Annotated in this window: 17 protein-coding genes; 11 read left to right on the top strand and 6 right to left on the bottom strand. The window is 74.7% G+C overall.

Annotation, left to right across the window (positions count from 1 at the left end):
- Position 1: 1 nt before the first annotated feature.
- The 5 genes from WCS02_RS07410 to WCS02_RS07390 all read left to right on the top strand — a co-directional run bounded on the left by WCS02_RS07410 (position 2) and on the right by WCS02_RS07390 (position 5,474).
- Complete coding sequence (locus WCS02_RS07410) at positions 2-1,234, top strand: ABC transporter substrate-binding protein (RefSeq protein WP_340291542.1); 1,233 nt, start codon at positions 2-4, stop codon at positions 1,232-1,234.
- A gap of 86 nt (positions 1,235-1,320) precedes the next feature.
- Complete coding sequence (locus WCS02_RS07405; RefSeq protein WP_340291547.1) at positions 1,321-2,448, top strand: ABC transporter ATP-binding protein; 1,128 nt, start codon at positions 1,321-1,323, stop codon at positions 2,446-2,448.
- A gap of 3 nt (positions 2,449-2,451) precedes the next feature.
- Complete coding sequence (locus WCS02_RS07400) at positions 2,452-3,375, top strand: ABC transporter permease (protein ID WP_340291539.1); 924 nt, start codon at positions 2,452-2,454, stop codon at positions 3,373-3,375.
- On the top strand, positions 3,372-4,178 hold the full coding sequence (locus tag WCS02_RS07395) for an ABC transporter permease (protein ID WP_340291537.1): 807 nt from the start codon (positions 3,372-3,374) through the stop codon (positions 4,176-4,178). Before WCS02_RS07400 ends, WCS02_RS07395 begins: the two co-directional genes overlap by 4 nt.
- A 48-nt stretch (positions 4,179-4,226) precedes the next feature.
- A complete protein-coding gene (locus WCS02_RS07390) occupies positions 4,227-5,474 on the top strand; it encodes a saccharopine dehydrogenase family protein (protein WP_340291535.1) in 1,248 nt (415 codons plus the stop codon).
- Positions 5,475-5,476: 2 nt separating this feature from the next.
- On the opposite strand, the gene WCS02_RS07385 is transcribed toward WCS02_RS07390, so the two are convergent.
- The 4 genes from WCS02_RS07385 to WCS02_RS07370 form a co-directional block, all read right to left on the bottom strand.
- Positions 5,477-6,073 carry a hypothetical protein gene (locus tag WCS02_RS07385; protein ID WP_340291533.1) on the bottom strand — a complete coding sequence of 199 codons (597 nt, stop codon included), beginning with the start codon at positions 6,071-6,073 and terminating at the stop codon, positions 5,477-5,479.
- Between the two features lie 116 nt (positions 6,074-6,189).
- Positions 6,190-7,581, bottom strand: coding sequence for a transaminase (locus WCS02_RS07380; RefSeq protein WP_340291531.1), 1,392 nt, complete (start codon positions 7,579-7,581; stop codon positions 6,190-6,192).
- Positions 7,578-9,020: a 4-aminobutyrate--2-oxoglutarate transaminase gene (gene gabT, locus WCS02_RS07375; protein ID WP_340291529.1), complete on the bottom strand. Its 1,443-nt coding sequence runs from the start codon at positions 9,018-9,020 to the stop codon at positions 7,578-7,580. The genes WCS02_RS07380 and gabT overlap by 4 nt, the downstream gene beginning before the upstream one ends.
- 75 nt (positions 9,021-9,095) lie before the next feature.
- Positions 9,096-10,106, bottom strand: coding sequence for a trypsin-like serine peptidase (locus tag WCS02_RS07370; RefSeq protein ID WP_340291527.1), 1,011 nt, complete (start codon positions 10,104-10,106; stop codon positions 9,096-9,098).
- Positions 10,107-10,227: 121 nt separating this feature from the next.
- Between WCS02_RS07370 and dxr the strand changes: the two genes are divergently transcribed.
- The 4 genes from dxr to WCS02_RS07350 all read left to right on the top strand — a co-directional run bounded on the left by dxr (position 10,228) and on the right by WCS02_RS07350 (position 14,946).
- On the top strand, positions 10,228-11,388 hold the full coding sequence (gene dxr / locus WCS02_RS07365; protein ID WP_340291524.1) for a 1-deoxy-D-xylulose-5-phosphate reductoisomerase: 1,161 nt from the start codon (positions 10,228-10,230) through the stop codon (positions 11,386-11,388).
- Between the two features lie 66 nt (positions 11,389-11,454).
- Positions 11,455-12,816, top strand: a complete 1,362-nt coding sequence (locus WCS02_RS07360) for a M50 family metallopeptidase (RefSeq protein WP_340291522.1) — start codon at positions 11,455-11,457, stop codon at positions 12,814-12,816.
- Positions 12,817-12,835: 19 nt separating this feature from the next.
- Complete coding sequence (gene ispG / locus WCS02_RS07355; RefSeq protein WP_340291519.1) at positions 12,836-13,999, top strand: flavodoxin-dependent (E)-4-hydroxy-3-methylbut-2-enyl-diphosphate synthase; 1,164 nt, start codon at positions 12,836-12,838, stop codon at positions 13,997-13,999.
- Positions 14,000-14,097: 98 nt separating this feature from the next.
- Positions 14,098-14,946, top strand: coding sequence for a GNAT family N-acetyltransferase (locus tag WCS02_RS07350; protein ID WP_340291517.1), 849 nt, complete (start codon positions 14,098-14,100; stop codon positions 14,944-14,946).
- 154 nt (positions 14,947-15,100) lie between these two features.
- Here the strand turns inward: WCS02_RS07350 and WCS02_RS07345 are convergent, their stop codons facing one another.
- On the bottom strand, positions 15,101-16,009 hold the full coding sequence (locus tag WCS02_RS07345; protein WP_340291515.1) for a DUF559 domain-containing protein: 909 nt from the start codon (positions 16,007-16,009) through the stop codon (positions 15,101-15,103).
- 356 nt (positions 16,010-16,365) lie between these two features.
- On the opposite strand from WCS02_RS07345, the gene WCS02_RS07340 reads away from it, so the two are divergent.
- Positions 16,366-18,132: a proline--tRNA ligase gene (locus WCS02_RS07340; RefSeq protein WP_340291544.1), complete on the top strand. Its 1,767-nt coding sequence runs from the start codon at positions 16,366-16,368 to the stop codon at positions 18,130-18,132.
- 37 nt (positions 18,133-18,169) lie between these two features.
- On the top strand, positions 18,170-18,964 hold the full coding sequence (locus WCS02_RS07335) for a TSUP family transporter (RefSeq protein ID WP_340291513.1): 795 nt from the start codon (positions 18,170-18,172) through the stop codon (positions 18,962-18,964).
- Between the two features lie 37 nt (positions 18,965-19,001).
- Here the strand turns inward: WCS02_RS07335 and WCS02_RS07330 are convergent.
- Positions 19,002-19,503 (bottom strand): DUF4439 domain-containing protein (locus WCS02_RS07330; protein ID WP_340291510.1); only part of this gene is annotated, 502 nt, incomplete at its 5' end.

Raw genomic sequence — 19,503 nt, 5'->3', positions numbered from 1 at the left:
CGTGCGTGGCCGCCGGCCTGACCCCCGCCCCCTCACCCGGGGGGGGGGGGCGCTCGCCCGGGCGCAGCTCGTCCGCCGCCAGGTGCTGCGCGGCGGCGCCGCCGCGGGCCTCGGTCTCGGGCTCGCCGCCTGCGGCACCGGCGGCACCCCGTCCGGGGGCGGCTCCGCCGGCGCCCGCCCCTCCCCGGCGCAGGACGTCTCCGCCGAGGACCCCACCCTCAACTGGGCCAACTGGACGCTGTACCTCGACCTGGCCGAGGACGGCGAGACCTACCCCAGCCTCGAGGCGTTCCAGGAGCAGACCGGCATCGCCGTCACCTACTCCGAGGACATCGACAGCAACGACTCCTTCTACGGCCGCGTGCAGGGCCAGCTCGCCAACGGCGACGACATCGGCCAGGACGTCGTCGTCCTCACCGACTGGATGGCCGGGCGGATGATCCGTCTCGGCTACACCCAGGAGCTCGACGAGGCGAACCTCCCGAACAAGACCAACATGCTCGCCAACCTCCAGGACATCGACTTCGACCCGGGTCGCGCGCACTCGCTGCCCTGGCAGTCCGGCTTCTCCGGCATCGCCTGGAACAAGGACGAGCTGCCCGACGGGCTCACGTCCGTCAGCGACCTGTGGCGCCCCGAGCTCAAGGGCCGGGTCGAGGTCCTCGACGAGATGCGCGACACCATGGGCCTGCTCCTGCTCGAGCAGGGGGTCGACGTGTCCGGCGACTGGTCGGCCGACGACTTCGGCGCGGCGCTGGAGGTGCTGGAGGAGCAGGTGTCCAGCGGCCAGATCCGCCAGGTGGTCGGCAACTCCTACAAGGAGGACCTGGTCTCCGGGGACGCGATCGCCTGCGTCGGCTGGTCCGGGGACATCACGCAGATCAACTTCGAGAACGGCGACAGGTGGGGCTTCGCGATCCCCGACGCCGGCGGGATGCTCTGGACCGACAACATGATGGTGCCGGTCGGCAGCCCCCGGAAGACCAACGCCGAGACGCTCATGAACTACTACTACGACCCCGAGGTCGCCGCTCAGGTGGCCGCCTGGGTCAACTACGTCTGCCCGGTCGAGGGAGCGCAGGAGGCGATGGTCGCCATCGACCCCGAGCTCGCCGAGAACCCGTTCATCTTCCCGACCGAGGAGTTCCTCTCCAACGTCTACGTCACCCGCAGCCTCACCGCCGCCGAGGAGAGCGACTTCTCCGCGCAGTTCCAGGAGGTGATAGGTCGGTGACGACCGCACCCTCAGCGACCTCGAGGTCCTCGACCACCGCCGCGGCCCCTGGGGCCGCCCCGTCCGCCGCAGGCTCGGGCTCCGGGCTGCTCCTGCGCGGCGTCCGCAAGGAGTTCGGCGAGGCGGTCGCGGTGGACGGGATCGACCTCGACGTGCCCGCCGGCTCGTTCTTCGCCCTGCTCGGCCCGTCCGGCTGCGGCAAGACGACGACGCTGCGGATGGTCGCGGGGCTGGAGCACCCGACCGCCGGCACCATCACCATCGGCGGCTCCGACGTCACGTACGCCAAGCCCTACCAGCGCCCGGTCAACACGGTGTTCCAGTCCTACGCGCTGTTCCCGCACCTGGACGTCCTGGCCAACGTCATGTTCGGCCTGCGCCGGCGCAAGGTGCCCGACGCGAAGGCCCGGGCCATGGAGGCCCTCGAGCTCGTCGAGCTCGCCCAGGTCGCGTCCAAGAAGCCGTCCCAGCTGTCCGGCGGCATGCAGCAGCGCGTCGCCCTCGCCCGCGCGGTCGTCAACCGGCCCGAGGTGCTGCTGCTCGACGAGCCGCTCGGCGCGCTGGACCTCAAGCTCCGGCGGCAGATGCAGGTCGAGCTCAAGCGCATCCAGACCGAGGTCGGCATCACCTTCATCCACGTCACCCACGACCAGGAGGAGGCCATGACCATGGCCGACACCGTCGCGGTGATGAACGCCGGGCGCATCGAGCAGCTCGGCCGCCCCGAGGACCTGTACGACCAGCCCGCCACCGCGTTCACGGCCTCCTTCCTGGGCCAGTGCAACCTCGTGCCCGCCACCGTGACGTCCGTGGGCGCCGACCGGGTGCAGGTGCGCGCCGACGCCGGCGGCCACGACGGCACGCCGCTCGTCGTCGCCCGCCACCGCTCGCCCGCGGACCTCGCCCCCGGCGCCGAGGTGCTGCTCGGGGTACGACCGGAGAAGGTGTCGTTCGTGCCGGCCGGGGGTGCCTCGACGACCGGTGCCGACGTGCTCGGGCCGGCGCGCGTCGTCGACCGGTCCTACACCGGTGTGAGCACGCAGTACCTCGTCGACCTGCCGGGCGCGGGGCGGCTGTCGGTGTTCGCCCAGAACCTCGGCACCGGGCCCGACCCGGCCGTAGGGGACGACGTGCACCTGTGCTGGGCGGTCGAGCACGGCTTCCTGCTGCCCGGCCACGTGGTGCCGGTCCTGCCGGACGAGGACGGGGCCTGAGGCGTGGCGACCCTGGCCCAGGCGCCGGCCCCCGCCGTCGCTCCCGCCCCTGCGCCCGTGCCCGCCGGCCGCGCCCGCCGCGCCACGGGGTGGCTGCTCGCGGTGCCCGGGGTCGTCTGGCTCGCGGTGTTCTTCGCCCTGCCGATCGCGCTGCTGTTCTCGACCTCGCTCATGGTCCCCGTGCCCGGCGGCGACATCGGGCAGTTCCAGCCGGCGTTCCGGGTGGCCAACTACACCGAGGCGCTCGCCCGGTACTGGCCGACGTTCCTCCGCTCGTTCGGCTACGGCCTCGTCGCCACCGTGCTGGCCCTGGCGATCGGCTACCCGCTGGCCTACGTGGTCGCGGTCAAGGCCCGCCGGTTCCCCACGGTGCAGGCGCTGCTTCTCGTCCTCGTCATCGCGCCGTTCTTCACCAGCTTCATCCTGCGGACCATCGCCTGGCGGCAGATCCTCGCCGACGAGGGCGTCGTCGTCCGCACCCTGCAGGCGGTGTCGCTGCTGCCCGGCGACGGCCGGCTCACCGCGACGTCGTTCGCGGTGGTCATGGGCCTGACGTACAACTTCGTCCCGTTCATGACGCTGCCGATCTACGCCTCGCTCGAGCGGCTCGACCTGCGCTACGTCGAGGCCGGCCAGGACCTGTACGCCGGGCCGTGGACGACGTTCCGCACCATCACGTGGCCGCTGTCGCTGCCGGGCGTGGTGGCCGGGACGCTGCTCACCTTCATCCCCGCCTCGGGCGACTACGTCAACGCGGCCCTGCTCGGGACCTCGCGCACGCAGATGGTCGGCAACGTCATCGAGTCGCGCTTCTTCCGGGTGGTCGACTACCCGACGGCCGCGGCGCTGTCGTTCATCCTCATGGCGACGATCCTCGCGCTGGTCTACGTCTACGTCCGCCGCTCGGGGACGGACGAGCTCGTATGAGCCGGCTGGCCACGGCGGTGCGCCGCAACCCCGGCGACACCCTGCTCGTCCTCTTCGCGGTGCTCGCCTTCGGGTACCTCTTCGTCCCCATCGGCTACGTCGTCGCGTTCTCCTTCAACGACGGCGGCCGGTCCAACCTCGTGTGGCGCGGCTTCACCCTGGACAACTGGGCGAACCCCTGCGGCGCGCCGGGGGTGTGCCAGGCGCTGGCCAACAGCGTCCAGATCGGGCTCATCGCCACGGTCCTGGCCACCCTCATGGGGACGCTGCTCGCCTACGCCCTGGTGCGGGCGCGGTTCCGCGCGCGCGGGGTGCTCAACGTGCTGATCTTCCTGCCGATGGCGACCCCCGAGGTCGTGCTCGGGGCCTCGCTGCTCGCGCAGTTCCTCAACGCCGGCGTCGGGCTCGGGTTCTGGACGATCGTGCTCGCGCACACCATGTTCACCATCAGCTTCGTCGTGGTGACGGTCAAGGCGCGCGTGGCGACGCTCGACCCCCGGCTGGAGGAGGCCGCGGCCGATCTCTACTCCTCGGGGCTGCAGACCTTCTGGCGGGTGACGCTGCCGCTGCTGCTGCCCGGCATCGCCGCGGCCGCGCTGCTGTCGTTCTCGCTGAGCTTCGACGACTTCATCATCACGAACTTCAACTCGGGCAACACCGACACCTTCCCCAAGTTCGTCTACGTCGCCGCCGCCCGCGGCATCCCGGCGCAGGCCTACGTCATCGGGTCGGCGATGTTCGTCCTGTCCCTGCTCGTGGTCGTCGTCGGGCGGCTGGTCGCGGTGCGCCGCACCGCCGCCTGAGCCCGCACGGCCTGCCCGCACCCCCCGCCCTCCACAGACGGAGCTCCCGTGCGCATCCTCCTCATCGGCTCCGGCGGCGTCGGCGACGCCTTCGCGCGGATCGTCGCCCGCCGCGGCTTCTTCGACCTGCTCGTGGTCGCCGACCACGACGTGGACCGCGCGCACCGCACCGTGGCGGCGGTGCAGGAGCGCCACCCCGGTGACGACCGCTTCGTCGCGGCCCGCGTGGACGCCTCCGACCCGGCCAGCGTCGAGGCGGTGGCCCGGGAGCACGGCGCCACGCACGTCCTCAACGCCGTCGACCCGCGCTTCGTCATGGGCGTCTTCGCCGGTGCCCGCGCCGCGGGGGCGGACTACCTCGACATGGCGATGTCGCTGTCGACGCCGCACCCGGAGCAGCCGCACGCGCTGACCGGCGTCAAGCTCGGTGACGAGCAGTTCGCCGCGGCCGCGGCGTGGGAGGCCGAGGGGCGTCTGGCGCTCGTCGGCATCGGCGTCGAGCCCGGGCTGTCCGACGTCTTCGCCCGCTACGCCGTCGACCACCTGTTCTCGCACGTGGTCGAGCTGGGCACCCGCGACGGCTCCAACCTCACCGTCGACGGCTACGACTTCGCGCCGTCGTTCTCCATCTGGACGACGATCGAGGAGTGCCTCAACCCGCCGGTGGTGTGGGAGAAGGAGCGCGGCTGGTTCACCACCCCGCCCTTCAGCGAGCCCGAGGTCTTCGACTTCCCCGGCGGGATCGGCCCGGTGGAGTGCGTCAACGTCGAGCACGAGGAGGTCCTCCTCATCCCGCGCTGGCTGGACGCCGAGCGCGTGACGTTCAAGTACGGCCTGGGCCAGGAGTTCGTCGACGTGCTGCGGACGCTGCACACCCTGGGCCTGGACTCCACGACGCCGGTCTCCGTGCCCTCGGCGGGCGGGCGCGTCCAGGTCTCGCCGCGCGACGTCGTCGCCGCCTGCCTGCCCGACCCCGCGACGCTCGGCGACCGTATGCACGGCGCGACCTGCGCGGGCCTGTGGGTCACCGGCACCGGGACGGACGGCGCGCCGCGCGAGGTGTACCTGTACCACGTGGTCGACAACGACTGGTCGATGGCGGAGTACGGCGCCCAGTGCGTGGTGTGGCAGACCGCCGTCAACCCGGCCGTCGCGCTCGAGCTGCTCGCCACGGGCGTCTGGTCCGGCGCCGGGGTGCTCGGTCCGGAGGCCTTCGACGCGGTGCCGTTCCTCGACCTGCTGCGCGACGGGTACGGCTCGCCGTGGGGCATCCAGGAGCGCACGCCGACGGCCTGAGGTCAGGACTGCCCGGGCTCGGGCACGTGGGGGGTGCCCCAGGTGTGGGAGACGTCCCGGGGCCGGGTCAGCACGCGGTACCGCCAGGTGGCGACCCCGGCCTCGGCGACCAGGGCCGGGGTCCCGATCAGGACGAAGGCCTGGAGACCATCGCCCAGCCCGTCCGTGCCCAGTGCTATGGCGCCGGTCACCAGCCACGGCGCCGCGAGCACCGACGCCGGGACGACCAGGGTCCCCGCGCCCCGCGACAGGCGCCGACCGGCGGCCCGGGTGACGAGGCAGGCCAGCCCCACCGCGAGCACGGCCACCACGCCGCACGTGAGCCCGATGACGCCGCCCACCACCGCACCGACTCCGGTCGACACCATGAGGAACAGCACCAGCGTGGCGACGGCGTCGTCCCTCTCCCCGGCGCCGACGCTGGTCATGGTCGCCGCCAGCGCCATGACGACGCCGAAGAGCCCCCCGAGACCGACGCCGAGCAGGACCCCGACCAGGCCGCCCTCCGCCGGGGTCCGCACCACGACCCGGCCCGTCAGCGCCGGGGGCGGCGGTGGTCTCCAGGCGGGCGGGGCGGCCGGGACACCGGGCGACGTCATGGGTCCAGGGTCCTCCTGCGGCCGGGCGGGAGGGGCCCCGGGGCCCGGAGGCACCCGGACGGCGCCCGGAGCCTGTCCGCGGGGTCACAGACGGCGCAGGCCGGGGGCCTGCGTGCTCAGCCGACGAGCGCCTGCGTGAGCGCCCCGAACGACGCGGTGTGCCGGTCGACGTCCTCGGCCGTCGTCACCGGGCTCATGAGCGCCATGTTGTGGAACGGCGTGAGCAGGATCCCGTCGACGAGCGCCTGCAGGTGGACGAGCTGCTGCAGGGCGAAGTCGTCGGCCGCGGCAGCCTGAGCGCCGTCGTGCGGGGCCTCGGGACGGAACGTGTACTCCGCCCGGCAGCCCAGCCGCGTCACCTGCCACGGCAGGCCGGCGGCGTCGATCCCGGCCTGCACGCCCTCGGTCCACCGGACCGCCTGCGCCGTCATGGTCTCGAACGCCGCCGGCGTGAGGACCTCGGTGAGCGTCGCGCGCACCGCCGCCATGGACAGGGCGTTGCCCGCCAGCGTCCCCCCGACCCCGCCGACGTCGATGTCCTCCAGCTCGACCGAGCGCTGCACGCGCGCGGTCAGGTCGGCCGTCATGCCGAACGCCGCCGCGGGCACGCCGCCGCCGATGGTCTTGCCGACGACGACCGCGTCGGGCCGCAGGTCCCAGGCCCGCGTGCAGCCGCCGGGCCCGGCGCACAGGGTGTGGGTCTCGTCGACGACCATCAGCGTGCCGGTGCGGTCGCAGGCGTCGCGGACCGCCGCCAGGTAGCCGTCGTCGGGCAGGACGATGCCGATGTTCGTCATCGCCGGCTCGAGCAGGACGCACGCGACCTCCCCGGTGCCCAGCGCGGCCTCGAGCGCCTCGACGTCGTTGAAGGGCAGCACGGCGGTGGTCTCGGCGAGCGGCACGGGCGGGCCGATGTTGCCGCGGCGGGCGACCACGCGGCCGTCGGCGTCCAGCGTCGCGAAGGACTCGTCGACGCTGCCGTGGTAGCACCAGTCGACGACCGCGACCTTCGGCCGGCCGGTGACGTGGCGCGCGTAGCGCAGCAGGTGACGGTTGGCGTCGGTGGCGGTCAGCGTGAACTGCCACTGCGGCAGCCCGAACCGCGACGCCAGGTCCTCGGCGGCGACGGCGGCGTCCTCGCCGGGGAGCATGGTCGTGATGCCCCTGCCGAGCTGCTCGGTGACCGCGCGCACGGTGGCGGCGGGGGAGTGGCCCGTCATGGCGCCGGTGTCGCCCAGGCACAGGTCGACGTGGTCGATGCCGTCCACGCAGGTGAAGTGCGCCCCCTGGGCGCGGTCGACGAACGTGGGCCACGGGCCGGGCCACTTGACCATCCACGACATCGGCACGCCGCCGGGCATGGACGCCCGGGCCCGCTCGTGCAGCTCGCGCGACCTGGGCCGCTGGGCCTCGAAGGTCCGGACCGCGGCCTCGTGCAGCGCGGCGATGCGGGCCGGGTCGACCCCGCCGGCCAGACCGGCAGTCCCGGCGGGGGCCGTGGCGGTCACGCCGCGCCGCCGAGCGCGCCGACGAGGACGTCGAGCCCGTCGCGCAGCAGGTCCTCGGTGATGACCAGCGGCGGCAGGAGCCGGATGACGTTGCCGTACGTGCCGCACGTGAGGACGACGACCCCGGCGGCGTGGCACGCCGCCGCGACCCGGGCCGCCTCGGCGGCGTCCGGCTCGGTGGTGCCCGGCCGGACGAACTCCAGCGCGAGCATGGCGCCGCGGCCGCGGACCTCGCCGATGCTCGGGTGCTCGGCCTGCGCGCGCTCCAGCACGGGGCGGGCGACGGAGCCGACCCAGCGGGCGCGCCCGGCGAGGTCCTCGTCCACGAGCACGTCCATCGCGGCCAGGGCGGCGGCGCACGCGACGGGGTTGCCGCCGTAGGTGCCGCCCAGCCCGCCGGGGTGCACCGCGTCCATGAGCCCGGCCCGTCCGACGACGCCTGCCAGCGGCATGCCGTCGGCGAGCCCCTTGGCGACGGTGACCAGGTCGGCGCGCACGCCCTCGTGGTCGAGCGCGAAGACGTCGCCGGTGCGGCCGAAGCCGGTCTGGATCTCGTCGGCGACGAAGAGGACGCCGTTGTCCCGGCACCACGCCGCCAGCGCGGGCAGGAACCCCGGCGCCGGCTCGACGAACCCGCCCTCGCCCTGGACGGGCTCGATGACGACGCACGCGACCTGGTCGGCCCCCACCTGGGTGGTGATGCTGCGGACCGCGCGCTCGGCCGCCTGCTCGCCCGTCATCCCCTCGGGGTCGCGGAACGGGTACGACATCGGGACGCGGTACACCTCGCCGGCGAACGGGCCGAAGCCGCGCTTGTAGGGCATGGCCTTGGCGGTCATGGCCATCGTGAGGTTGGTGCGGCCGTGGTACGCGTGGTCGAACACGACGACGGCGTCGCGGCCGGTGGCGTGGCGGGCGACCTTGACCGCGTTCTCCACGGCCTCGGCGCCGGAGTTCAGCAGCACCGTCTTCGTCGGCCCGTCGACGGGCGCGAGCTCCCCGAGCCGCTCGGCGACGGCGACGTAGGCCTCGTACGGGGTGACCATGAAGCAGGTGTGCAGGAACGACGCCGCCTGCGCCTGCACCGCCTCCACCACCCGCGGGTGGGCGTGGCCGGCGTTGACCACGGCGATCCCCGCGCCGAGGTCGAGCAGCTGGTTGCCGTCGACGTCGACGAGCACGCTGCCGCCCGCCCGGGCGACGAACGCCGGGAGGGTGAGGCCCACGCCCGTCGGCAGGACGGCGTCGCGCCGCTCGCGCAGCCGCCGCGACACCGGGCCGGGGACCTCGGTGACCAGGCGCCGGACCTGCTCGACGCCGGCGACGGTGGGCGCCCGGCCCGGGCCGCCGTGGCCCGCGTCGTGGCCCGCGTCGTGGCCCCCGTCGTGGTCCGCGAGGCGCTGTCCGTCACGGCTGGTCCCAACGGTTCCCGTCGTCATGACCGGAGCATACGGGCGGGATCCGCGGCCCGGAACGGCTCGGGCCACGGATCCCGCCGTGGCGTGCGCGGGGCCTCAGGCGGCCGAGGCGGTCCGGTAGAGCTGCTCCGCGACGGCGCCCAGGTACGGGCCGTACATCCGGCTCGCGTCGGCGGTGTACTTGTAGCTGTTGACCGAGGTGAGCGTGCCGAGCCCCGTCGTCGTGCTGAAACCGCTGAGCCACGGGCCGCCGCTGCTGCCGCCGGTCATGGTGCAGCCCAGGCCGAGGGTGTCCTGGCCGTACGGGTCGCGGCTGACGGTGCCGGCGCAGTGGATGAGGTCGCTGCCGTCGTAGGGGCGGGCGGCGGGGTAGCCGAAGGCGTACCGGAAGTCGGTGCGCGAGGCCGCGAAGCCGATGCCCTGCGCGCCGACGGTGTCGGTGAGCGTGGCGCCGCCGACCGGCGCGACCTCCGCGAAGCCGACGTCGTAGACGAAGTCGCCCGAGGCCTGCCACTGCTGCGTCGTCCACAGGTCGGTGGCGACGAAGGTGCCGTAGGGGCGGGCGCCGTCGGCGTAGCCGGGCACGAACGCGAAGTTGGTGGCGAACGCCCCGGGGCCCTCGTGCAGGCAGTGCCCCGCCGTGAGGACGGTGCTCTCGTTGCCGGACGTCACGGCCGAGCCGGAGCAGACGTAGTTCGACCCGCCCAGGGTGAAGAACACCTTCCCCGTCGTGCCCACCACGGCGGTGCCCGCGGTCCACGGCGCCCCGGTCACCGCGCCCGTGCTGCCCCCGCCCCCGCCGGGCCTGCTGGGCTTCGCCTGCGGCTGGCGCCCCGCGACCCGGCTGGTGCTGCCGGGCGCGACGTCCGCCGCCGACGCCTGCCCGGGGCTGACGACGGGGGCCAGCACGTCCGCCGAGCGCGCCGCGCGCATCCGCTCCGGCGTCCAGTAGTCGGCCACGGCCTGCACCTGGGCCGGCGTCGAGGCGCCCCGGCCGTGGGCCACCCCCGGGAGGTCGGCGGGCCGGGCGGCGGCGGGGCCTGCCAGCCCGCCGGCCACGAGGAGCGCGGCGAGCAGGGCGAGCGGGCGGGAGGCGCGTGGGGTCATCGGGGGCTCCTGAGGCCAGGGTGACCGTCGCCCTGTCACGCGCACCGTAGGCGGTCATGTCTGGCTACGACAAGGTCTATGACACCAGGTGCTGTCCGGGCCGGCTGGCACACTCCGCGCCATGCGACGCGTCACCGTGCTCGGCTCGACCGGCTCCATCGGCACCCAGGCGCTGGACGTCGTCGACCGCAACCGCGACGACTTCGCCGTCACGGGCCTCGCGGCGCGGGGCGGCGACCCGGGGCTCCTGGTGCGCCAGGTGCTCGCGCACGACGTCCCGCTCGTGGCGGTGGGCGACGAGCAGGTGGCGGTCCGGGTGCGCGACCTGCTGCGCGAGGCCGGGCGGGACGTGGAGGTGCTCGCCGGGCCCACGGCGGCGACCGAGCTGGCCTCCGCCCCGACCGACGTCGTCCTCAACGGTCTCGCGGGGGCCGTGGGGCTCCGCCCGACGCTCGCGGCCCTGGACGCCGGCCACGTGCTCGCCCTGGCCAACAAGGAGTCGCTCATCATCGGCGGCGAGCTCGTCACGCGCCGGGCGGCCCCGGACCAGGTCGTCCCGGTCGACTCCGAGCACTCCGCCCTGGCCCAGTGCCTGCGCGGCGGCCGGGCGGAGGAGGTGCGCCGCCTCGTCCTCACCGCCTCCGGCGGCCCGTTTCGGGGCCGCGACCGTGCCTCGCTCGCCGACGTGGGACCCGAGCAGGCACTGGCCCACCCGACCTGGTCGATGGGCCCGCTGGTCACCACGAACTCGGCGACGCTGGTCAACAAGGGCCTGGAGGTCATCGAGGCCCACCTGCTCTTCGGGATCGGCTTCGACCGGATCGACGTCGTCGTCCACCCGCAGTCGGTCGTGCACTCGATGGTCGAGTTCGTCGACGGCTCCACGCTGGCGCAGGTGAGCCCGCCCGACATGCGCCTGCCCATCGCGCTGGGCCTCGCCTGGCCCGGCAGGGTCGCCGGCGCCGCGCCCGGGTGCTCGTGGACCGAGGCCGCCACGTGGACCTTCGAGCCGGTCGACGAGGTGACCTTCCCCGCCCTCGCGCTGGCCCGTCAGGCAGGGGAGGACGGGGGCGTCATGCCCGCGGTCCTCAACGCCGCCAACGAGGTGTGCGTCGCGGCCTTCCTCGACGGGAACCTCCGGTTCCTCCAGGTCGTCGACACGGTGGCCGATGTCCTCTCGCAGGCCCGCGACGCGGGCCTGGGCGCCCCTCGCGACGTGGAGGACGTCATGGCCGCGGACGCCTGGGCGCGCGAGCGGGCTGCTGCGACACTGGGGCGCTGACACCGGGCGGGCCGACGGCGGGGGACCGCCCGGCACGCCCCGGGCTCGGGCTGATCAGGGTGACCGATGGAGGACGACATGTCCATGGTGCTGTACGTGGTGGGCGTCCTGGCCGTCGTGGTCGGCGTCGCCGTCTCCATCGCGCTGCACGAGGTGGGCCACCTGCTGCCCGCCAAGCGGTTCGGCGTCCGCGTCACCCAGTACATGGTCGGCTTCGGCCCGACCGTGTGGTCGCGGCGGCGCGGCGAGACGGAGTACGGCGTCAAGGCGGTCCCCCTCGGCGGCTACATCCGGATGATCGGCATGTTCCCGCCCCGCCGCGGCACCCCCGCCGGGATGGTGTCGGCCGGGTCGAGCAACCCGATCGCCTCGCTCGTGGAGTCCGCGCGGGCGGAGTCGCTGGAGGAGCTGCGCCCCGGCGACGAGCACCGCACCTTCTACAGCCTCAAGGTGTGGCAGAAGCTCGTCGTCATGCTCGGCGGCCCGGTGATGAACCTCGTGCTGGCGACCGTGCTGCTCGCCGTGGTGGCCGTCGGCTTCGGCGCCGTCCAGACCACCACCACGATCGGCACCGTCTCGGAGTGCATCGTCCCGGTGGGTGCCCCGACGGGCACGGGCTGCTCGGCCGACGACGAGCCTGCGCCGGCCGCCGCCGCCGGCATCCGCCCCGGCGACCGGGTGCTGTCCGTCGACGGCGTGCCCGCGACCTCGTGGGCCGACGTCCAGACCGCCATCCGCGCCGCCGCCGGGCAGGACCTCCGCCTCGTCGTCGAGCGCGAGGGGCAGGAGCGGACGCTGGTCGCCGAGCCCAGCCGCACCCAGATCGTCGCCTTCGACGACGCCGGCCAGCCGGTCGTCCAGGAGGACGGCAGCTACGCCACCGTCGAGGGCGGCTTCCTCGGCGTCTCCCCGACCCAGGACCTCGTCCGCCAGCCCGTCACGGTCGTCCCCGGCCAGGTCGCCGACGCGGTGGTCGGCACGGCCAGGGTGCTCTTCCGGCTGCCCCAGTACATGGTCGGCGTCGCCGACGCGGCCTTCGGCGGCGGCGAGCGCGACCCCGAGGGGCCGATCAGCGTGGTGGGCGTGGGCCGGTTCGCCGGCGAGATCGCCTCGTTCGAGGACCCCAGCGGCCTGGTCGGCGTCGAGGAGCGCGCCGCGTCGATCCTCCAGGTCGTCGCCGGGCTCAACATCGCCCTCTTCGTCTTCAACCTCATCCCCCTGCTGCCGCTGGACGGCGGCCACGTCGCGGGGGCGCTGCTCGAGGGCGTGCGCAAGGCCTGGGCCCGCGCGCGCTCGCTGCCGGACCCCGGACCGGTCGACGTCGCCAAGGCGCTGCCCCTGGCCTACGCGGTGGCCCTGCTCCTGCTGGGCACGTCGGTGGTGCTCATCTACGCCGACCTCGTGAACCCGGTCCGCCTCGTCGGCTGAGCGGGGCGATACTGGAGGCGTGACCTCTGTGAGTCTCGGCATGCCCGAAGCACCGCCCCCGGTCCTGGCGCCCCGTCGCCGCTCCCGCAAGATCCAGGTCGGCTCGGTCGCGGTCGGCGGCGACGCCCCGGTCAGCGTCCAGTCCATGACCACGACGCCCACCACGGACATCAACGCGACGCTGCAGCAGATCGCCGAGCTGACCGCGTCCGGCTGCGACATCGTCCGCGTCGCCTGCCCCTCGCAGGACGACGCCGACGCGCTGCCGATCATCGCCCGGAAGTCCGGCATCCCCGTCATCGCGGACATCCACTTCCAGCCGAAGTACGTCTATGCGGCGATCGACGCCGGCTGCGCGGCCGTCCGGGTCAACCCCGGCAACATCCGCAAGTTCGACGACCAGGTCGGGCAGATCGCGAAGGCGGCCAAGGACGCCGGCGTCTCGATCCGGATCGGCGTCAACGCCGGCTCGCTCGACCCGCGCCTCATGGAGAAGTACGGCAAGGCCACGCCCGAGGCGCTCGTCGAGTCCGCCGTGTGGGAGGCGTCGCTGTTCGAGGAGCACGACTTCCACGACTTCAAGATCAGCGTCAAGCACAACGACCCCGTGATCATGGTGCGCGCCTACCAGCTGCTCGCCGAGCGGGGCGACTGGCCGCTGCACCTCGGGGTCACCGAGGCCGGCCCGGCGTTCCAGGGGACGATCAAGTCCGCGACGGCGTTCGGCGCGCTGCTCAGCCAGGGCATCGGCGACACGATCCGCGTGTCCCTGTCCGCGCCGCCGGTCGAGGAGGTCAAGGTCGGCAACCAGATCCTCCAGTCGCTCAACCTGCGCCCCCGCAAGCTGGAGATCGTGTCGTGCCCGTCGTGCGGGCGCGCGCAGGTCGACGTCTACACCCTCGCCGAGGAGGTCACCGCCGGGCTCGAGGGCCTGACCGTGCCGCTGCGCGTGGCCGTCATGGGCTGCGTCGTCAACGGTCCGGGCGAGGCCCGCGAGGCCGACCTGGGCGTGGCCTCCGGCAACGGCAAGGGCCAGATCTTCGTGCGCGGCGAGGTCATCAAGACCGTGCCGGAGTCGCAGATCGTCGAGACGCTCATCGAGGAGGCCATGCGCCTGGCCGAGGAGATGGGCGTCGACCCCGAGGCCGCGGTCGCGGGCTCGCCGGTGGTCAGCGTCTCCTGACGCCCGGCCGCTCAGGAGCGGCAGCGGTCGCCCTGCGTGCCTGCGTGTCCTGAGGGGCTCGCAGGGCCGCCGGGCGCCCGATAGGTGAGGATGTGCCGGTGCTGCGACCGTCCGTCCGGGTGCTGGGCGCCAAGGACCTCGAAGAGGCCGTGGCGGTGTGCGCGCAGGACCCGGTCACGCACGCGTTCGTGTCGTCCCGGCTGGTCGGCGGGCTGCTCGGCGAGAGCGGGCACGCCGAGGTGTGGGGCTTCTACGAGGGCTCCGACCTGGTGTCCCTGTGCTGGGTCGGCGCCAACCTGGTCCCGGTCGAGGCCGGGGGCGAGGCCGCCGACGCCTTCGCCGCCCGTGCCCGCCGGTCGACCCGCCGCAGCTCGTCGCTGTTCGGTCCGCGCGAGGACGTGCTCCGGCTGTGGGCGGGCATCGAGCCGGCCTGGGGACCGGCCCGCGAGGTCCGGGGCAACCAGCCGCTCATGGTGTGCGACACCCCGGTCGTCGCCCCTGACCCGCGCGTCCGCCGCACCCGTCCCGCCGAGCTCGACACCCTGTTCCCCGCCTCGGTCGCCATGTTCACCGAGGAGATCGGCTACTCGCCCGTCGGCGTCGACGGGGGAGCGGGCTACCGGGCCGGCGTCGCGGAGATGGTCGGGCTCGGCCGCTCCTTCGTCCGCATCGACCCCGGCCCCGACGGCCGGCCCGAGGTCGTCTTCAAGGCCGAGCTGGGCGCCGTGACCGGGGCCGTCGCCCAGGTCCAGGGCGTCTGGGTCGCCCCGCACCGCCGCGGCGAGGGCCTCGCCGGCCCCGCCGTGGCCGCCGTGGTCGAGGCCGTCCACCGCGACCTCGGCGCCCGCAGCTCGCTGTATGTCAACGATTTCAACACCCGCGCGGTGCACGTCTACGAGCAGGTCGGCTTCATGCGGCACGGGGCCTTCGCGACGGTGCTGCTGTAGGTCGGGGCAGGGCCGCTGGACCGCTGGACCGCTGGACCGCTCGGGTGCCTCGGTGCTCAAGCGGGGCCGGCGGGGGTCGGTGGGCACGAACGCGGACCCGATGTGCCGCAGGTCCTCAGAGAGCCGCCAGCACAGGGTCCGCACAGCCGTCGTCTCATCCGGTCCGCAGCTGTGCCCAGCCGGTCGGCGGCGGACCGACCACCACCCGCTGGGCGAGCGCCGTCCGGACCTGGTCGACCACCCAGCCGGGCCGACCCATCACGTGCTCGAAGGCGAACCGCCGGGTCACCCAGCCGAGGGCCTGGAGCTCGTCGTGGCGCGCCAGGTCGACGGCGAAGGCCCGCCTCGTGCCGTGCACCCCGTAGCCGTCGGCCTCCAGCGCCACCCGCCGGTCCACGTCCGCGAGGTCGACCACCATGAGCAGCCCGGGCCCGGTGATGGTCTGCTGCGGCACGAAGCCGGTCACCCCCGCGACGAGCAGGTGACCGCGAAGGGCGGACTCGAAGGCGTTCGCCGCCCGCTCGTCCGCGGCGTGGCACACCGCGCGTGCCCGGCGCGCTCCCGCACCCCGGTAGGCGGCCGCCGCGTCGACGATCTCCTCCCGCAGGACGGCCCCCGACCGCAGCGCAGAGTCGGCGACGGCAAGCCCCTCGTGGAACGGGAGCGACCGGGCGCAGTCCAGGACGGTCCTCACCGGGGAGGTCACCCCGCTGTCCCGCTCGGCGTCGGTGAGGTCGGCGAAGTGGAGCACGGCGCGCGGGCTGGTCCGGCCGTGCCCGTGCTGTGCGACGGTGACGTGGGGGACCGATGGCCGTCGCACGACCCCCCAGCCGTGGACCCGGGCAGCGGTCAGGTAGGACACCGCGCCACCGTTGCCGAGGGCCAGCGCGATCTCGGTGTCTGCACCGGGCAGGACGTAGCGGCCGCGCCCCACCGGTTCGACGGCACGCGCCCTTACCGCCGCGCGGACGTCCCGTCTGCTGGTGGCGGCGACCAGCCGCCGGTAGGTCGACCGGCCGCCCGACGCGGCCAGCGCCGCGACGACGTCACCCGCACCGGCCACCCCCGGAGCATGGGTGGGTTCCGACGGCCTCGCGGGCGTCCTCCACAGAGCTGGGCCGCCGTGCCTCGAGGGGCGGTGGGAGACAGGCGCGCGGGGGCGGGGCCACCCAGGACCGTCGGCGGTGCCGGCCGGTCGAGCCCAGGGCCCACAGTGGTCGGCGAGGCGGGCGCAGCCGCGGACCGGATGAGGTGAACGCCCGCGACACGCGGCGCGGGGCGGCATGTCGACCATCCGGTCCGCCGTTGTGCCCGCATGAGGCACGTGACCCGGCCTAGGTCGAGGCCGCGGGCGCAGCGCGCCGCCCGTAAACCACGACAGGGCCCCCGGGCCCCCGCCGGTACCCTCGCGGCGTGCTCATGCGGATGTCCTCCCTGTTCCTGCGCACCCTGCGCGACGACCCGGCCGACGCGGAGGTGGCCAGCCACCGGCTGCTCGTCCGGGCGGGGTACGTCCGGCGGGCCGCGCCGGGGGTCTACTCGTGGCTGCCGCTGGGCTACCGGGTGCTGCGCAAGGTCGAGCAGGTCGTGCGCGAGGAGATGGAGCGGATCGGCGCGCAGGAGGTCCACTTCCCCGCGCTGGTCCCGCGCGAGCCCTACGAGGCGACCGGCCGCTGGGCCGAGTACGGCGACAACGTCTTCCGGCTGCAGGACCGCAAGCGCCAGGACTACCTGCTGGCGCCCACGCACGAGGAGATGTTCACGCTCCTGGTGAAGGACCTGTACTCCAGCTACAAGGACCTGCCCCTGTCGCTGTTCCAGATCCAGACCAAGTACCGCGACGAGGCCCGCCCCCGCGCCGGTCTGCTGCGCGGGCGCGAGTTCGTCATGAAGGACAGCTACTCCTTCGACGTCGACGACGCGGGCCTGGAGCAGAGCTACCAGCAGCACCGCGCGGCCTACCTGCGCCTGTTCGAGCGGCTCGGCCTCGACGTCGTGGTCGTCGCCGCCGTGTCCGGTGCCATGGGCGGCTCGGCCAGCGAGGAGTTCCTGCACCCCAGCCCGGCCGGCGAGGACACCTATGTCCGCTGCACCTCCTGCGACTACGCCGCCAACGTCGAGGCCGTCACCACGCGCCCGCCCGCCGCGGTCGCGCTCGACGGGCTGCCCGCGGCCCACGTCGAGGACACCCCGGACACCCCGACCATCCAGAGCCTGGTGGACCACGCGAACGCCGCGTTCCCCCGCGAGGACCGGCCGTGGCAGGCCTCCGACACCCTGAAGAACGTCCTCGTCGTGCTCCGCCACCCGGACGGGACCCGCGAGCCGCTGGCCGTCGGCGTGCCCGGGGACCGCGAGGTCGACGCCAAGCGGCTGCAGGCTGCCGTGGAGCCGGCCGAGGTCGAGGCGTTCACCGAGGCCGACTTCGCCGCGCACCCGGGCCTGGCCAAGGGCTACATCGGCCCCGGCGCGCTGGGCAGCGCTGGCAGCACCGGCATCCGGTACCTGCTCGACCCCCGCGTCGTCGTGGGGAGCGCGTGGCTCACCGGCGCGGACCGCCGCGGGCACCACGTGTTCGACCTGGTCGCCGGCCGCGACTTCCCCGCCGCGGGGACCGACGGCAGCGACGGGACCGTCGAGGCCGCCGAGGTCCGCGACGGTGACCCGTGCCCGGTCTGCGAGGCAGGCACGCTGGAGTCCGCCCGCGGCATCGAGATGGGCCACGTCTTCCAGCTCGGCCGCAAGTACGCCGAGGCCCTCGACCTCAAGGTGCTCGACCAGGACGGCAAGCAGGTCGTGGTGACGATGGGCTCCTACGGCGTCGGCGTCAGCCGCGCGGTCGCCGCCATCGCCGAGTCCGGGCACGACGACGCCGGGCTGGTCTGGCCGGCCGAGATCAGCCCCGCCGACGTGCACCTCGTCGTCGCGGGCAAGGACGCCGACGTGGCCGCCGGGGCGGAGGCGCTCGCGGCCCGGCTGGATGCCGCCGGGCTCGACGTCGTCCTCGACGACCGCAAGGCCAGCGTCGGGGTGAAGTTCAAGGACGCCGAGCTCGTCGGCATCCCCACGATCGTCGTCGCGGGCAAGCGCTTCGCCGAGGGCTTCGTGGAGGTCAAGGACCGCCGGACGGGCGAGCGCGAGGACGTCGCCCTCGACGACCTGCCCGCCCGCCTCGGCGTGGCGTGACCGGCACCCGGCGGTGACCGCCGCTCACCCGGCCGGCGTGCTCGCCGGCCTCCCCGGCATGCCCGACGTGTCGTGGCAGGCGCTCGCGCTGCTCCTGCTCGCGGCGCTGGTCGCGGGCTGGGTCGACGCGGTCGTCGGTGGCGGCGGTCTCGTGCAGCTGCCCGCCCTGCTGCTCGCCCTGCCCGCCGCGACGCCCGTCCAGGTGCTGGCCACGAACAAGCTGTCCGGGGTGTGGGGGACGTCGATCGCGGCGGTCACCTACGCCCGGAAGCTGCCGCGCCGGCCGCGGGCGACCGGGGTGCTCGTGCTGTCCGCCGGGGCGGGGTCGGCCCTGGGTGCCGCGCTCGCCTCGTTCGTCCCGCCCGGGCTGTTCACGCCGCTCGTGCTCGTGCTCGTCGTCCTCATCGGCGTCGTCACGGTGGCGAAGCCGCAGATGGGCCTGCTCGAGCGGCACCGGGTGCGCGACGTCTCCTTCGGGGCCCTGCTGGCCGGGACCGGCGTCGGCGTGGGGATCTGGGACGGCGTCTTCGGACCGGGGACCGGGACCCTGTTCGTGTTCGCCCTGGTCGGCCTCGCCGGCTACCAGTTCCTCACCGCGACCGGCCTCGCGCGCATCGCCAACGCGGTCACCAACCTCGCCGCGCTCGCGGTGTTCACGCTGCAGGGCGCCCCGCTGTGGACCCTCGGGCTCATGATGGGCGCCCTCAACCTGCTCGGCGGCTGGCTCGGCGCCCGCACCGCGATCGCCCGGGGGTCGGCGTTCGTCCGGGTCGTCTTCCTCGTGGTCGTCGGCGGGCTCGCGCTGCGGCTGGCCTGGGACCTCTTCGCCTGACGCGCCGGGTCCTGGCAGCCCGGCAGCGGCCGGGGCCCTAGCCGCCCGGCAGCGGGGCCGGCGCTCCGCCCCACGACCACCGGGACCGCTCGGCGTCGGCGAGCCCGTGCACGGCGGCCCGCACCCAGGCCCCCCATGCGTCCGACGGCGGGACGCCGACCGCCACGGCGAGCACCCCGGCAGCGGCGGTCGCGACGGCATCGTCCAGCCGCAGGGCGAGCGCGGCCGCGGTCACCGGCCCGTCGACCGGGCTGCCCGCGTCGTCGGTCGGGTAGGTCGCCGCCGGGCCGACCGGCTGCACGCCCAGCTGCTCGAGCACCGCCGCGAGGCGCTCCGACCGGCGGGTTGCGGCGGCCCGGGCAGCGCCCGCGTCGTCCTCCCGGTCACCGGCCCACGCCTGCACCACCGCGTACGACCACCCGGCCCGGTGCTCCTGCCCGAGCAGGGCCTGCAGCGCCTCGACCATCCCGGGCCCGGGGGCCCCGTCGGGCCACACCGGTCCCGCCGCGGCGGCGGCCCCGCCACGGGTCCCGCCCGCC

This window comes from Aquipuribacter hungaricus, assembly GCF_037860755.1.
In the GTDB taxonomy this organism is placed as follows: domain Bacteria; phylum Actinomycetota; class Actinomycetes; order Actinomycetales; family JBBAYJ01; genus Aquipuribacter; species Aquipuribacter hungaricus.
This window is presented reverse-complemented; position numbering and strand designations above follow the sequence as displayed.

Bases quoted from the DNA above. Each gene is read 5' to 3' on its own strand.
- WCS02_RS07395 (WP_340291537.1), top strand. From the start codon at position 3,372: ATGAGCCGGCTGGCCACGGCGGTGCGCCGCAACCCCGGCGACACCCTG.
- WCS02_RS07385 (WP_340291533.1), bottom strand. From the start codon at position 6,073: ATGACGTCGCCCGGTGTCCCGGCCGCCCCGCCCGCCTGGAGACCACCG.
- gabT (WP_340291529.1), bottom strand. From the start codon at position 9,020: ATGACGACGGGAACCGTTGGGACCAGCCGTGACGGACAGCGCCTCGCG.
- WCS02_RS07370 (WP_340291527.1), bottom strand. From the start codon at position 10,106: ATGACCCCACGCGCCTCCCGCCCGCTCGCCCTGCTCGCCGCGCTCCTC.
- dxr (WP_340291524.1), top strand. From the start codon at position 10,228: ATGCGACGCGTCACCGTGCTCGGCTCGACCGGCTCCATCGGCACCCAG.
- WCS02_RS07360 (WP_340291522.1), top strand. From the start codon at position 11,455: ATGGAGGACGACATGTCCATGGTGCTGTACGTGGTGGGCGTCCTGGCC.
- WCS02_RS07340 (WP_340291544.1), top strand. From the start codon at position 16,366: ATGCGGATGTCCTCCCTGTTCCTGCGCACCCTGCGCGACGACCCGGCC.